The organism is Bradyrhizobium sp. SZCCHNRI1009, assembly GCF_032487575.1.
Classification (GTDB): Bacteria; Pseudomonadota; Alphaproteobacteria; order Rhizobiales; family Xanthobacteraceae; genus Bradyrhizobium.
This window is the reverse complement of the sequence record NZ_JAUEUL010000008.1, coordinates 1-15,000: the sequence shown is the minus strand read 5'-3', so window position 1 is coordinate 15,000 and position 15,000 is coordinate 1. Positions and strand designations below refer to the sequence as shown.

Below are 15,000 nucleotides of genomic sequence, written 5' to 3'. Positions count from 1 at the left end.
GCCTTCGCGCATCTTCTGGCTTGCCGAGCCGAAGCGCCGTGAGGCGCGAAGGCTGGTGGGCCTGGGAAGACTTGAACTTCCGACCTCACGCTTATCAAGCGCGCGCTCTAACCAACTGAGCTACAAGCCCTAACGCTCGAAGCTCGTCACCGCCCTACCCCTAGAGGCCAAGCCTACAGAGCAAAAGCAGCAACCGCGCAGCCCCAGGCAGCGTGTTCGTCCGCGAAGAAAGAGAAACGAAGACGGCGAAATCCCGCCAATGGAGCTCAAGCAAGATCTGGCGATCTTGATGGCCCCTGATGTTTCTAAAACAGCTCGATAGCGCGCGATCCGAAGATCGTGGTCCGAAGACCTTAGCTGAAGAGCCATCCTTAGAAAGGAGGTGATCCAGCCGCAGGTTCCCCTACGGCTACCTTGTTACGACTTCACCCCAGTCGCTGACCCTACCGTGGTCGGCTGCCTCCATTGCTGGTTAGCGCACCGCCTTCAGGTAAAGCCAACTCCCATGGTGTGACGGGCGGTGTGTACAAGGCCCGGGAACGTATTCACCGTGGCGTGCTGATCCACGATTACTAGCGATTCCAACTTCATGGGCTCGAGTTGCAGAGCCCAATCCGAACTGAGACGGCTTTTTGAGATTTGCGAAGGGTTGCCCCTTAGCTTCCCACTGTCACCGCCATTGTAGCACGTGTGTAGCCCAGCCCGTAAGGGCCATGAGGACTTGACGTCATCCCCACCTTCCTCGCGGCTTATCACCGGCAGTCTCCTTAGAGTGCTCAACTAAATGGTAGCAACTAAGGACGGGGGTTGCGCTCGTTGCGGGACTTAACCCAACATCTCACGACACGAGCTGACGACAGCCATGCAGCACCTGTGTTTCGGGCTCCGAAGAGAAGGTCACGTCTCTGCGACCGGTCCCAAACATGTCAAGGGCTGGTAAGGTTCTGCGCGTTGCGTCGAATTAAACCACATGCTCCACCGCTTGTGCGGGCCCCCGTCAATTCCTTTGAGTTTTAATCTTGCGACCGTACTCCCCAGGCGGAATGCTTAAAGCGTTAGCTGCGCCACTGGTGAGTAAACCCACCAACGGCTGGCATTCATCGTTTACGGCGTGGACTACCAGGGTATCTAATCCTGTTTGCTCCCCACGCTTTCGTGCCTCAGCGTCAGTATCGGGCCAGTGAGCCGCCTTCGCCACTGGTGTTCTTGCGAATATCTACGAATTTCACCTCTACACTCGCAGTTCCACTCACCTCTCCCGAACTCAAGATCTTCAGTATCAAAGGCAGTTCTGGAGTTGAGCTCCAGGATTTCACCCCTGACTTAAAGACCCGCCTACGCACCCTTTACGCCCAGTGATTCCGAGCAACGCTAGCCCCCTTCGTATTACCGCGGCTGCTGGCACGAAGTTAGCCGGGGCTTATTCTTGCGGTACCGTCATTATCTTCCCGCACAAAAGAGCTTTACAACCCTAGGGCCTTCATCACTCACGCGGCATGGCTGGATCAGGGTTGCCCCCATTGTCCAATATTCCCCACTGCTGCCTCCCGTAGGAGTTTGGGCCGTGTCTCAGTCCCAATGTGGCTGATCATCCTCTCAGACCAGCTACTGATCGTCGCCTTGGTGGGCCATTACCCCACCAACTAGCTAATCAGACGCGGGCCGATCTTTCGGCGATAAATCTTTCCCCGTAAGGGCTTATCCGGTATTAGCACAAGTTTCCCTGTGTTGTTCCGAACCAAAAGGTACGTTCCCACGCGTTACTCACCCGTCTGCCGCTGACGTATTGCTACGCCCGCTCGACTTGCATGTGTTAAGCCTGCCGCCAGCGTTCGCTCTGAGCCAGGATCAAACTCTCAAGTTGAACTTGAAGCTTTGAACCGGCTGATCACAACGTTTGACGAGGTCCCACCAATCGATCTCCACGCTTCACAGCGCGAAAACCATGGTGTTACCTTTGAAACATTGTCCGCCGAAGTCTTCTCGTCCGATCTCAGAACCAAAAGCCGAAGCCCTCAATCCCGAGACCCGCAAGGACTCCGCCGTCCACGTTTCTCTTTCTTCATCTTCACTTGTCAAACAGCCCGGGACCTCGGTCCCACCCTCATGTGGAGGGGTCGCTCAACCTTTTTCGACGTCGATGAGCAACCGGGTTTTACCGGTTGTGCATCACTCAACGAAAGTGAGGAGCAATATTGGCGCGAATGCTCGCCTCGGTGTGTCCCGAAGCGGCGCCGCGCTCAGTGATCGGGTTTATAGGGGGGGCCGATCGGGGTGTCAACGCCCAATGTCAACAAATCGTCGCATCGAATCATTTTTTTCCGGACAGCAGGAGAACCCCGATTTCTTGCGGACTTCGTGCCCCACTTGGGCCACAATCCTGCGACGATTTGTTAAGCATCGACCTGGGTTGATTTGGGTCCAGCGGGGACTGCCATCGATTCAAGGATGATCCAGATCAAGGAAGCGGCGAGCCCTTCGCCTGATACGGCCGAGACGACATCGAGAGATCCTGAAGAACAATAGCGGTTCGTGGAGTCCGGCTTTCGGGCCAGAGAGTCTCGAACCGTCAGAAGCGCGCCATCATTCCGAGCCGTTTGTCTTGGACGTTAAGCCAACCGGCAGCTGAGTGATCTCGGTGCTGACTTTGAACTTGGGGGACGAAGGTTGAGCCATCGGACGTCACGCGGGGGGTATGGGCGCGAGATCGGCATGATCGATCTCGGTCATGAGCCGCCGCTATCGGTCGATGGCTCCGAAGCCGCGGTGATCGATCGCCGCCGCGTCTCCGTGCAATGGTTCTCCGGTACGATTCTGACTGGTCTGTGCGGCGCAGCCCTCATCGGCGGCGCCGTTTTTGCGTCGCTCGATGGCGAAATGACCTTCGCACGCATGCCGGAGCGGATGGAAAGCGCGCTGCGCGGCGCCTTCGGCGCCAACGACCGCGTCGCCACCTTGCGCAAGAGCGACCGCCTGCCCCCGCCGAGCGAAGCCGCCGCGGCGCGCAACGTGGTGCGCATCTCGACCGTTACCCGCGCGGGTTCGCGCGAGCTGATCCGGGTCCGTCCCTACGTCCGGATCTCGGGCAACCTGTCGATGGCGACCAGCGATCTGTCCGCCAAGATCCCGCCCTTCAACGCCCAGCGCCTGCTGAGCGACACCGACAACGACAAGACGGGGTCCGGCGAGGATCCGAACAATCCCGAGGCCGTCGAGCCCGACGCCGAGGTCTCATTCGTGACCAAGGATCTCGCCGCCGTGCTCCCCAAGGCGAAGATCGCGACCTCGGTGGCGCTCGACGAAATCGTCATGCGGGTCCGTGATGCGGCGAACTGGCGCGGCAACAATGGCGGCGTGCGCTACGCCTCACTTGCCAATGCCGCCGCCGACGCGGCCGGCGCGCAGGCCGTCCAAGGCGGCGACCTGAAACTGTCCTATGCCAATGACGGCACCTCGCCCGATCCTTACGCCGGCTTCGAGACCCGGGTGGTGCCGGAAAATGTCACCTTGCTGCCCAAGACCAAGGACCAGATCACCGGCGGCAATCCGCTCGGCGAGCGGGTTCACCTGGTCAAGAAGGGCGATACCGTCGCCTCGATCCTGCGCGACCAGGGCGCGACGCCCGACGAAGCCAAGGCGATCGCCGCCCAGCTCGGCCCGCGCGGCCGTGACGGCGGCCTGAAGGAAGGCGAGAAACTGCGCATCCTGATGGCGCCATCCAGCCCTGCCCCCGGCGCCCGGCTGCAGCCGTTCCGCGTCATCGTCGCCAACGACACCATGATCGAGGCGGTGGCCGCGCTTTCGGACCTCGGACGATACGTCGCCGTCGACGCGCAGAGCATGAACACGGTCACCGAGACCGCTGACAACACCAATGATGAGGAAGATGACGGCACCGGTGTCCGCCTCTATCAGAGCATCTACGAGACGGCGATGCGCAACAAGGTGCCCACGCCGGTCATCGAGGACATGATCCGCATCTACTCCTACGACGTCGATTTCCAGCGCAAGGTGCAGCCCGGGGATTCGTTCGACGTCTTCTATGCCGGCGACGACGACGACAAGCCCGGCAACAACGACAAGACCGAGGTGCTGTTCACCTCCCTGACGGTCGGCGGCGAGACCAAGAAATACTACCGGTTCCAGACCCCCGACGACAGCGTCGTCGACTATTACGACGAGACCGGCAAGAGCGCGAAGAAGTTCCTGGTGCGCAAGCCGGTCAACAACGCGATCATGCGCTCCGGCTTCGGCGGACGCCGCCATCCGATCCTCGGCTTCGTCAAGATGCACACCGGCGTCGACTGGGCCACCGCCTACGGCACCCCCATTTTCGCCTCCGGCAACGGCGTGCTCGAGAAGGTCGGCCAGGAAGGCGGCTACGGCAAATACATCCGCATCAAGCACAACAACGGCTATGAGACCGCCTACGGCCACATGTCGGCCTTTGCCAAGGGCATGGAGCCCGGCAAGCGCGTGCGCCAGGGCCAGGTCATCGGTTTCGTCGGCTCGACCGGCATGTCGACCGGCCCGCACGTCCATTACGAGATCCTGGTTAACGGCCGCTTCGTCGACCCGATGCGCGTGAAGCTGCCGCGCGGCCGGTCGCTGGAAGGCCCGATCATGGCGAGCTTCGAGAAGGAGCGCGACCGTGTCGACCAGATGATGACCAGCCGAGGCCCCGGTGCGTCGCGCATCTCCGATGCCGGCCCGATCCAGGTGAATCGGTAGCCCTGCCCCTCAGCATGCTCCAAACGCAAACGGCCCGCGCTTGGCGCGGGCCGTTGCCGTTTGAGTGCTGCGGATGTTCGAGATCAGTTCAGCTTGCGCTTCGGGATCGGCGCCTCGAACGTCGCGATCTCCGCCGTACGATGCGCCTTGCCGTTGAAGGTCAGCACATTGCCTTCCGACGAGATGGCGACGTTGTCGCCATCCTTGATGTCGCCGGCGAGAATCATCTCGGCGAGCGGATCCTGCACGCTGCGCTGGATCACCCGCTTCAAGGGACGGGCACCGTAGGCCGGATCCCAGCCCTTGGCGGCGAGCCAGTCGCGCGCGTCGCCATCGAGCGACAGCGTGATCTTGCGCTCCTCCAGGAGCTTCTGGAGCCGGGCGAACTGGATCTCGACGATCCGGCCCATCTCGCTCTTCTGCAGCCGATGGAACAGGATGATCTCATCGACGCGGTTGAGGAACTCGGGTCGGAAATGGCTCCGCACCGTGCCCATCACCAATTCGCGGACCTCGGACGTATCCTCGCCCTCCGGCTGGTTGACCAGGAACTCGGAGCCGAGATTCGACGTCATGATGATCAGCGTGTTGCGGAAGTCGACGGTGCGGCCCTGGCCGTCGGTCAGACGGCCGTCGTCGAGCACCTGAAGCAGCACGTTGAAGACATCCGGATGCGCCTTCTCGATCTCGTCGAACAGGACGACCTGGTACGGCCGGCGGCGCACGGCCTCGGTGAGCGCCCCGCCCTCGTCATAGCCGACATAGCCGGGAGGCGCGCCGATCAGCCGCGACACCGAGTGCTTCTCCATGTACTCGGACATGTCGAGCCGAACCATCGCGGTCTCGTCGTTGAACAGATACTCGGCGAGCGCCTTGGTCAGCTCGGTCTTGCCGACGCCGGTGGGGCCTAAGAACATGAACGAGCCCATCGGCCGGTGCGGGTCCTGCAGGCCGGCGCGCGAGCGCCGCACGGCGGTCGCAACCGCATGCACGGCCTCGAACTGGCCGACGACGCGCTTGCCGAGCGAGTCCTCCATGCGCAGCAGCTTGTCCTTCTCGCCCTCGAGCATCTTGTCGACCGGCACGCCGGTCCAGCGCGAGACCACCTGCGCGATGTGGTTGGCGGTGACCGCCTCCTCCATCATCTCGCCGGCATTCTCCTTGGCCTCGATGTCGGCCAGTTGCTTCTCCAGCTCGGGGATGCGGCCATAGGCCAGCTCGCCCGCCTTCTGGTACTCGCCGCGGCGCTGCGCGTTGGCGAGCTCGATCCGCAGGCCGTCCAGCTCGCTCTTGAGCTTCTGCGCGTTCGACAGCTTGTCCTTCTCGGCGCTCCATTTCGACGTCAGCGCCGCCGACTTCTCCTCGAGATCGGCGAGCTCCTTCTCCAGCGCCTGCAGCCGCGTCTTGGAGCCAAGATCGCTCTCCTTCTTCAAGGCCTCCTGCTCGATCTTGAGCCGGATGATCTCGCGGTCGAGCGAGTCCAGTTCCTCGGGCTTGCTGTCGACCTGCATCTTCAGCCGCGCCGCCGCCTCGTCCATCAGGTCGATGGCCTTGTCGGGCAGGAAACGGTCGGTGATGTAGCGGTTCGACAGCGTGGCCGACGCCACCAGCGCGGAGTCGGTAATGCGCACGCCGTGATGCTGCTCGTATTTGTCCTTCAGGCCGCGCAGGATCGAGATGGTGTCCTCGACCGTGGGCTCGGTGACGTAGACCGGTTGGAACCTGCGCGCGAGCGCCGCGTCCTTCTCGACATGCTTCTGATATTCGTCGAGCGTGGTCGCGCCGATGCAGTGCAGCTCACCGCGGGCGAGCGCGGGCTTCAAGAGGTTCGACGCATCCATGGCGCCGTCGGCCTTGCCGGCGCCGATCAGGGTGTGCATCTCGTCGATGAACAGCACGAAGGTGCCTTCAGCGGCCGTGACCTCCTGCAGCACGGATTTCAGCCGCTCCTCGAACTCGCCGCGATATTTCGCGCCCGCAATCAGTGCGCCGAGATCGAGCGACAGCAGCCGCTTGTCCTTCAGGCTCTCCGGCACGTCGCCATTGACGATGCGCAGCGCGAGGCCTTCGACGATCGCGGTCTTGCCGACGCCGGGCTCGCCGATCAGCACGGGATTGTTCTTGGTGCGCCGTGACAGCACCTGGATGGTGCGGCGGATCTCCTCGTCGCGGCCGATCACCGGATCGAGCTTGCCGTCGCGCGCCGCCTGGGTCAGGTCGCGGGCATATTTCTTCAAGGCATCATAGGCGTTCTCGGCGGTCGCCGAGTCGGCCGTGCGCCCCTTGCGCAGGCTCTCGATCGCCGCGTTGAGATTCTGCGCGGTCACGCCGCCCTTGGCGAGGATGCCGCCGGTCTCGCTGTTCTTCTCCAGCGTCAGCCCGAGCAGCAGGCGCTCCACCGTGACGAAACTGTCGCCGGCCTTCTCGGCCGCCTTTTCCGCCGCGTCGAAGGCGCGCGCCAGCTCGGGCGACAGATAGACCTGCCCGGCGCCGCTGCCCGACACTTTCGGCAGCTTGCCCAGTGCGTCCTCGGTCGCCTTCAAAATTGCGCGCGAATTGCCGCCGGCGCGATCGATCAGACCGCCCGCGAGGCCTTCGCTATCGTCGAGCAGAACCTTCAGCAGATGCAGCGGCGAAAACTGCTGATGGCCGTCGCGCATCGCCAGCGATTGCGCCGATTGGATGAAGCCCCGCGCGCGCTCGGTATATTTGTCGATATTCATGATGTTTCCCTCAGCCTGCTGTGACGCCCCGAAGGCACGGCTTCAGCATCTTCATTGGGTTTCGGACCGCGCACGTTGACGTCCATCAACGCCGCAACCATTGACGTCGCCGGCTTGCGCCCGGCTTGAGTGGAAATGTGGGAAGGCGGTGCGAAAACGGAAGGGGCCGCTTCACAAATTCGTGTGCCCTGGCCGCGACCAGGGGAATCTCCTATGAGGCGGCATGAGCCAGACCCCTCCCGCGCGCATCGCCGGCCTGTACCGCTATCCGGTCAAGGGCCTTACCCCGGAACCACTGCAAACGGCCCCGTTACGGGTCGGCGAAACGCTGCCGGCCGATCGCCGCTACGCGCTGGAAAACGGCCCAACCGGCTTCGATCCGGCGGCGCCGGTGTGGAAGCCGAAAACGGCGTATCTGATGCTGATGCGCAATGAGCGCCTGGCCGGGTTCAAGACGCACTTCGGCGACGCGACCAACATCCTCACCATCCGCAAGGACGGCGCGATCGTCGCCCAAGGCGACCTCGAAAGCGCCGACGGCCGCGCCGCCATCGAGGCGTTCTTCGCGCGCGAGTTTGCCGACGAGCTGCGCGGCCCGGTCAGGCTGCTGTCGGGCGGTGGCTACGCCTTTACGGATCTGGCGCGCAAGGTGGTCTCAATCATCAACCTCGCCTCGATCGCGGAGATCGAGACCTTGGTCGGCGCGACCGTGCATCCGCTGCGCTTCCGCGCCAATGTCTACGTCGCCGGCTGGCCGGCCTGGCACGAGACCTCGCTGATGGGCGAAACGCTGCGCATCGGTTCGGCGCGGCTCAAGGTCGTCAAGACCACCACCCGCTGCGCCGCCGTCAACGTCGACCCGGACACCGCCGCCCGCGACCTCGACATCCCGCCGGCGCTCATGGCCCGGCGCGGCAACAATGAATGCGGCATCTACGCCGAGGTGATCGCAGCCGGCGACATCGCGGTCGGCGACGAACTCGCGGTCGAGCAGCTGCGGCTGGTGTAGTTCGAGCACTCACCGCATCGACGGTGCGCCCCCTCTCCCGCTTGCGGGGGAGGGCCGGGGTGGGGGCGCCACACGCGAAAATCTTCGTGAGGACAGACTTCCCCGACCCGCATCGCCTCTCCGATGCGACCTCCCCCGCAAGCGGGGGAGGCGCAGAGCGCGCGAGCCGCGAGGGCTCACCTCATCAGTTCAAGTTCGAGAGCTCTCAGTTCGGCATCACATAGGCATACACGCGGCCGCGCGACACCGCGCTCTCGCGGACGCGGTTGCCGTTGTTGCCGGAGATGACGATCGGATTGCCCTGGGCATCGACGCCCGAGACCACGCCGACATGACCGCCGCCGCGGCGGCTCATCACCGCGATCGCGCCGACCTGCGGGCCGGAGACGCGCTGGCCATAGCTCGCAAACGAGCGCGCCATGTCGGAGCCGGTGCCGCGATGGCCGGTGCGCTCCAGCACCATGTTCATGAAGCGCGCGCACCACAGGCTGCGCCGGCCGGTCGGATTGCCGCTGCCGATGTAGCTGCGCGCCGCGGAGACGACGCTGCTGCCGCCACCGAAGCCGCCGGACGAGGCCATGCCGTCGGACGCCGTGCCCGGCATCATGACGCTGGCCTGCGCATCGGCAACGCCGCTCACCTGCACCCGCGCCACGCCGCGCTCCCAGCGCGACAGCCGGGCGACGGAACGCCGGTGGTGATGATGCCTTGCGTAGTGATGGCCGCCGTGGCTGCGGTGGGCATGATGCCCCGAGCCGTGATGCGGACGGGCCGATGCCGGTGTTGCGGTGACGGCGACGACTGCCGCACCCATGGTCAGCGCAACGATGTGAAGCGACCGGCGAAGGGTAGACACAACCATACTCAATCCTTCTGTTACTTCCCCCAGTACCCTGACTTGGCACCCCCTGGTCCTCAGCGCGGCCCCTCTGCAAGCCGCCAGCGGAGGTCCGTAAAATGTTGCGCTGTGACGAAACCATGACCATCGACGGCAAAAGCCTGGCGACGAGAGGGTGATTCCGAGTCTATGTTACGGCGAAAACAAGGCCGTCGATCGGGACGTTGTCGCGTATCGCGCGACTCGTCATCATCAGGCACGCGACACGGGAGGAGCTGACAATGCCCCATGCAACGGCCAAAGATGGCGTTCGCCTCTATTTTGAAGAGGTCGGCGTGGGCACGCCGCTGATCTTCCTGCACGAGTTCGCCGCCGACCACACCAATTGGGAGCCGCAACTGCGCTACTTCGCGCGGCGCCACCGCTGCATCGCCTACTCCGCGCGCGGCTACACGCCCTCGGACGTGCCGGCCGCGCCCGACGCCTATAGCCACGTGCATTTCTACACCGACGCGATCGCCGTGCTCGACCACCTCGGCATCGACAGCGCCCATTTCGTCGGCCTGTCGATGGGCTCGTACTCCGCGCTGCAGGTGGCACTGAACGCACCGGATCGCATCCGCTCGATGGTGCTGGCCGGCGTCGGCTCGGGCTCCAGCCTCGAGCATCTCGAGGCCTTCCGCGCCCAGTGCCGCGCCACCGCCGAGCAGTTCGAGACGCTCGGCTCGGCCGAGACCGCCAAGGTCACCCGCGAGGCCCCCGGCCGCATTCCCTTCCTCATCAAGGACCCGCGCGGCCATGCCGACTTCTACGCCGCGCTCGCCCGCCACGACGCGCGTGGCTCGGCCAACACCATGCGCGGCTTCCAGGGGAGCAGGCCATCGATCTACACCATGACGGACGCCATCCGCCGCGTTACAACCCCGGCCCTGATCATCTGCGGCGACGAGGACGACGCCTGCATCGCGCCGAGTTTGTTTCTCAAGCGGCATCTGCCGGCGTCCGGGCTAACGTTCTTCCCGAAGTCCGGACATGTGTTGAACCTGGAGGAGCCGGCGCTGTTCAACGCATCCGTCGAGCGCTTTATCGCCCCGGTCGAGGCCGGCCGCTGGGGACCGCGCGATCCAAGGTCGATGGCAGGATAAGGAGGCATGCTGCTGCTCCGACTACATCTGTCATTGCCCGCGCACTGGATCGCACGGTCAAGCCGGGCGATGACAGCGTGTTTTGCAGCAGCCGCTGTGCGTCCAGACGTCCCTCAAATCGCCGCCTCCTCCAGCCGCTGCCGCAGCAGCGGCACGGCGAAGTCGACGAAGGCGCGCAGCTTCAGCGGCAGCCGGGTCTGGCCGTCATAGACGAGATGCACCGGGCGCGGCGCCGGCTCGAAGGCTTCGAGCACGAGCTGAAGTCGGCCGCTGCGGACATGATCGACGACTTGATAGGACAACGCCCGCACCAGGCCCGCTCCCGACAGGCCGGCTTCGATCGCCGCATCGATCGTGTTGACGCCGAGGCGCGCGCGGAAGCTGGCGGGGATCTCGGCGCCGTCGACTTCGAACGGCCAGGTGCCGGGCACCGACACGCTCTGGAACGAGATCACGCCGTGCCGTGCCAGATCCTCCGGCCGCGCCGGGCGGCCATTGGCGGCGAGATAATCCGGGCTGGCGCAGATGACGTGGCGGACGCTGCCGAGCCGGGTGGCGATCAAACTCGAATCCGGCAACTGGCCGATGCGCAGGGCGACGTCGACCTGGTCGTCGAGAAAGTGCGCGACACGATCGGTCATCACGAGATCGACCGCCACGTCCGGAAAGGCGCCAAGGAAGCGCGTCACCACAGGCAGCGCATGCAGCCGGCCGAACATGATCGGCGCCGTCACCACGAGATCGCCCTTGGGCTCGGAGTATTCGCCGCTGGCGACACGCTCGGCCTCGGCGACCTGTTCCAGGATCGCGCGCGCCGCTGCGACATAGGACCGACCCGCCGGCGTCAGCTCCAGGCCCTTCGCCGAGCGGATCAGAAGCGAAGCCTTCAGATGCGCTTCGAGCTCGGCCACCTTGCGGCTGACCGTCGCGAGCGGCAGCCCGAGCGTCCGGCTGGCCTTCGACAGACTCCCGGCCTCGGCTGCGGCCAACAGCACCGCCATGGCGTCCAGACGATCCAACGTATCTTTCCAAAAAATGGGAGGCCTCTTCTCGAATCTAGCGACTCGCGCCCGATTTTGGAAGGCATAGAACCAGGGTGACGGGCGGCCAACGAGACCCGACCGCCCGAGACCAGGAGCTTCCCCATGACCACCCAGACCCGCTTCCGAACCGCGACCGTCCACGGCCGCAACGTCTTCTACCGCGAGGCCGGCGACCCGACGGCGCCGACGATCCTGCTGCTGCATGGCCTGCCGACCAGCAGCCAGATGTTCCGCGACCTGATCCCCGCGCTCGCCGATCGCTTCCATCTGGTAGCGCCCGACTACATCGGATTCGGCCATTCCGACGCGCCGTCGCGTGCAGAGTTCGACTACACCTTCGACAACCTCGCCCGGCATGTCGCGGGTCTCGTCGACGTGCTCGGGCTCGAGTCCTACATTCTCTACATGCAGGACTATGGCGGGCCGGTCGGCTTCCGCCTGTTCACGCAGCGGCCGGAGCGCGTGAGAGGCTTCATCCTCCAGAATACCAATGCCTATATGGAGGGGGTCGGCGAGGCGCCGAAGAAGGTGCTGCTGCCGTTGTGGGAGACGCGCACGCCGGAGACCGAGGCGCCTGCTCGCGAGCTGCTGAGCCTCGACGGCACCAAGTTCCAATGGCTGGTCGGCGCCAAGGATCCCGAGGCCGTCAATCCCGACAACTGGACTCTCGACCAGGCGCTGCTCGACCGTCCGGGCACCCAGGACTACCAGCTCGATCTGCTGGAGAACTACCAGACCAACGTCGCGCGCTATCCGGAGTGGCAGGCGGCCTTCCGCGCCCACGGCCCGAAGACGCTGATCGTCTGGGGCCAGCACGATCCGTTCTTCATCCCGCCCGGCGCCCGCGCCTATCTCAACGACCTCGCCGACGTAAAGCTGGTGTGGCTCGACGCGGGACACTTCGTGCTCGACGAGAACACGCCGAAGGTCGCAGCCGAGATCAAGGCGGTGTTCGCGGGCGAGAGAGCGCGCGCATCATCTGCGGCCTAATCCAACAGGGATCGTCACACCACGGAGTGCTGGCAAGCGCGACAGCCGAGGCTCGAGTCGCGCTCTCGCCCGCGCCGGTCGCTGTGTCCTCCGAGAGGCCGCGGCGTACTGGATGCCCGCTTGCGCGGGCATGACAGCCGAGGCTCCCCACCCTCCTCCGTCATCGCGAGCGCCAGCGAAGCGATCCAGGGGCCACACGGAACGGCGTCACGCGTGGCCCCTGGATTGCTTCGTCGCTTGCGCTCCTCGCAATGACGCCCGAAAGCTCCGGCGTCCTCCTACTCGCCGATGATCTTGATCAGCACGCGCTTGCGCCGTCCGCCGTCGAACTCGCCGTAGAAGATCTGCTCCCACGGGCCAAAGTCGAGCTTGGCTTGCGTGATCGCGACCACGACCTCGCGGCCCATGATCTGGCGCTTCATGTGGGCGTCGGCATTGTCCTCGCCGGTGCGGTTGTGGCGATAGCCCGCCACCGGCTCGTGCGGGGCGAGTTCCTCCAGCCATTGCTCATAGTCGTGATGCAGCCCGCTCTCGTCGTCGTTGATGAAGACCGACGCCGTGATGTGCATGGCGTTGACGAGCACGAGGCCCTCGCGCACGCCGCTCTCCTTCAGCGCCGCCTCGACCTCACGCGTGATGTTGATGAAGGCCCGCCGGCCCGGCGTCTGGAACCAAAGTTCCTTGCGGAACGATTTCATCGGAACAATTCCAATCTCGTTTGCCATGGCTGCTGATACAGCATGATCGTGTCGGTCCTCGAGTGTGCCGCAGCTCACAGCGCGCAGTTCCGACTTCGCCCACACTGGACACGATGGGGTGCATACTGCAAGCCACGAGGCACAGTCTCGCTCCGTCATACAATCCAAGATTGAACCGAACGTTGCGCGGACAGACTTAACTGCATTGCCGATCTCATTTCGACGATGACAACGACAGCGTGGCGGCTCGCCTTTGGGCGACGACCGTGCAGACCTGATCCGGCTGCAGCCGCTCAAATCTCATCGCACGAGAAGCTCGACTTCTGCAGGCCCGGCGCCGATCGCAGCGAGTCGCCATTCAGAGGAGAGAGACAATGAGTTTGCTGCGTATCAATCTGTTTGGCGGTCTTGAAATCAGACGGGTCTCGGGCGAGCAGGTCGTCATCCCAAGCCGCAAGGCGGCAACGCTCCTGGGCTATCTCGCCCTCACCTCTCCGCACGGCATTTCACGCAGCAAGCTTGCCGCACTCCTGTGGGAAGGCCGCTTCGGCGACAATGCGCGCGCAAACCTGCGCCAGGCGCTGTTGACGCTGCGCCGGGTGCTGCCGCAATGCGCCGACGTCATCTCGGCGGAGCGCGACGACATCCGCATCCATCCGAACGCCGTCACCACCGACGTGCAGGAGTTCGAGCTGCTGCTGCAACTCGGCGATCTGGAAACCATGGCCCGCGCCGCCACGCTGTTCCGCGGCGAATTGCTCGACGGCATCAGCTCGACGTCCTGCGCGTTCGAGGCGTGGCTCTCCGCCGAGCGTCAACGCTTGAAGACTCGTGCGATCCGGGCGATCGCGGGCCTGCTCGACGTCGGCGGCCGGGAACATGTGGAGATCGCCACGACGTTCTCATTGCGTGTGCTGGCCGCCGATCCGCTGCAGGAGGACGTCCACCGCACCTTGATGCGCTGCTACGCGCAGCAGGGCCGCCGTGCCGACGCCCTGCGTCAATATGACTTCTGCCGCACCATCCTGCGCAAGCAGGTCGGCGCCACGCCGGAGAGCGAAACCGAATCCCTGCAGCGTGAGATCAGGCGCATGCTCCGCGTCTGACGATCGGCGCGACCTTGCTCCATGCGTTCCACACACGATCGATTTTGACGGCACTTTCACGCCCTGCTTGACACTTGCATCACGGCCACACGCGCAACATCGCCCTCGATCGACGTCGCGCAGCAACTACTCCTGATGAGGTCAAGCGGCGCGCCGCTCGAAGATCAGACAACGAGCGAGGAGACTCAACATGAGTGGCATGCAGCAGTCGACTGAGGACTATGGTCAATTGAATCCCGAAGGGATCTTCGGCTCCGTTCTCGGCAGGTTCGCCGGACAAGCGATCGGACGCCTGATCGGCGGCAAGACCGGCCGCGACTTTGGCGGCGCCATCGGTGGAATCGCCGGCGGGTTCGCGCCGTTCTCGGCCGGCCCCGGCACCGAGCAGCCGTCGGAGATGGAGCTGCAAGGCTTCTGGAGCGTGCTCAAGAAGATCGGACAGGGCGTCCAGACCGGTCTCAATGTCGGCCACAACCTCGGCATCTTCAGCGCCGGTCCGCAGGCCGCCCCTACCGCCGCACAGCCGACCGACATGGAGCTGCAGGGCTTCTGGAGCGTGCTCAAGAAGATCGGTCAGGGCGTCCAGACCGGCCTCAATGTCGGCCACAACCTCGGCATCTTCAGCGCCGGTCCGCAGGCTGCCCCTACCGCCGCACAGCCGACCGACATGGAGCTGCAGGGCTTCTGGAGCGTGCTCAAGAAGATCGGTCAGGGCGT

Annotated in this window: 9 protein-coding genes, 1 tRNA gene, 1 rRNA gene and 1 pseudogene; 6 read left to right on the top strand and 6 right to left on the bottom strand. The window is 64.4% G+C overall.

The window, feature by feature from the left end:
- Window positions 1-53: 53 nt before the first annotated feature.
- Window positions 54-130 (bottom strand) — tRNA-Ile (locus QX010_RS16030).
- A 245-nt stretch (window positions 131-375) separates the two neighbouring features.
- Window positions 376-1,864: ribosomal RNA gene (locus QX010_RS16025) — 16S ribosomal RNA — on the bottom strand.
- 803 nt (window positions 1,865-2,667) lie between these two features.
- Between QX010_RS16025 and QX010_RS16020 the strand changes: the two genes are divergently transcribed.
- Complete coding sequence (locus QX010_RS16020; RefSeq protein ID WP_315802896.1) at window positions 2,668-4,731, top strand: M23 family metallopeptidase; 2,064 nt, start codon at window positions 2,668-2,670, stop codon at window positions 4,729-4,731.
- 83 nt (window positions 4,732-4,814) lie between these two features.
- On the opposite strand, the gene clpB is transcribed toward QX010_RS16020, so the two are convergent.
- The gene (gene clpB / locus QX010_RS16015) at window positions 4,815-7,454 is read right to left on the bottom strand and encodes an ATP-dependent chaperone ClpB (protein WP_316180479.1); all 2,640 of its coding nucleotides are present in this window, start codon (window positions 7,452-7,454) and stop codon (window positions 4,815-4,817) included.
- Window positions 7,455-7,677: 223 nt separating this feature from the next.
- Here clpB and QX010_RS16010 point away from each other — a divergent pair, with 223 nt between their 5' ends.
- Complete coding sequence (locus QX010_RS16010; RefSeq protein WP_316180477.1) at window positions 7,678-8,463, top strand: MOSC domain-containing protein; 786 nt, start codon at window positions 7,678-7,680, stop codon at window positions 8,461-8,463.
- 205 nt (window positions 8,464-8,668) lie between these two features.
- Here the strand turns inward: QX010_RS16010 and QX010_RS16005 are convergent, their stop codons facing one another.
- On the bottom strand, window positions 8,669-9,325 hold the full coding sequence (locus QX010_RS16005) for a TIGR02594 family protein (protein ID WP_316180475.1): 657 nt from the start codon (window positions 9,323-9,325) through the stop codon (window positions 8,669-8,671).
- Window positions 9,326-9,582: 257 nt separating this feature from the next.
- Here QX010_RS16005 and QX010_RS16000 point away from each other — a divergent pair, with 257 nt between their 5' ends.
- A complete protein-coding gene (locus tag QX010_RS16000) occupies window positions 9,583-10,446 on the top strand; it encodes an alpha/beta hydrolase (RefSeq protein WP_316180473.1) in 864 nt (287 codons plus the stop codon).
- 113 nt (window positions 10,447-10,559) lie between these two features.
- Here QX010_RS16000 and QX010_RS15995 read toward each other — a convergent pair whose 3' ends face one another.
- Complete coding sequence (locus QX010_RS15995; protein ID WP_316180471.1) at window positions 10,560-11,465, bottom strand: LysR family transcriptional regulator; 906 nt, start codon at window positions 11,463-11,465, stop codon at window positions 10,560-10,562.
- 126 nt (window positions 11,466-11,591) lie between these two features.
- Between QX010_RS15995 and QX010_RS15990 the strand changes: the two genes are divergently transcribed.
- Window positions 11,592-12,479, top strand: a complete 888-nt coding sequence (locus QX010_RS15990; protein ID WP_316180469.1) for an alpha/beta hydrolase — start codon at window positions 11,592-11,594, stop codon at window positions 12,477-12,479.
- 278 nt (window positions 12,480-12,757) lie between these two features.
- Here QX010_RS15990 and QX010_RS15985 read toward each other — a convergent pair whose 3' ends face one another.
- Window positions 12,758-13,177 (bottom strand): secondary thiamine-phosphate synthase enzyme YjbQ, encoded by a 420-nt coding sequence (locus QX010_RS15985; RefSeq protein WP_316180467.1) that lies wholly within the window; start codon window positions 13,175-13,177, stop codon window positions 12,758-12,760.
- Between the two features lie 374 nt (window positions 13,178-13,551).
- On the opposite strand from QX010_RS15985, the gene QX010_RS15980 reads away from it, so the two are divergent.
- Window positions 13,552-14,283, top strand: a complete 732-nt coding sequence (locus QX010_RS15980) for a BTAD domain-containing putative transcriptional regulator (RefSeq protein ID WP_316180465.1) — start codon at window positions 13,552-13,554, stop codon at window positions 14,281-14,283.
- A gap of 190 nt (window positions 14,284-14,473) precedes the next feature.
- Window positions 14,474-15,000: pseudogene (locus tag QX010_RS15975) on the top strand (hypothetical protein); the annotation flags it as partial.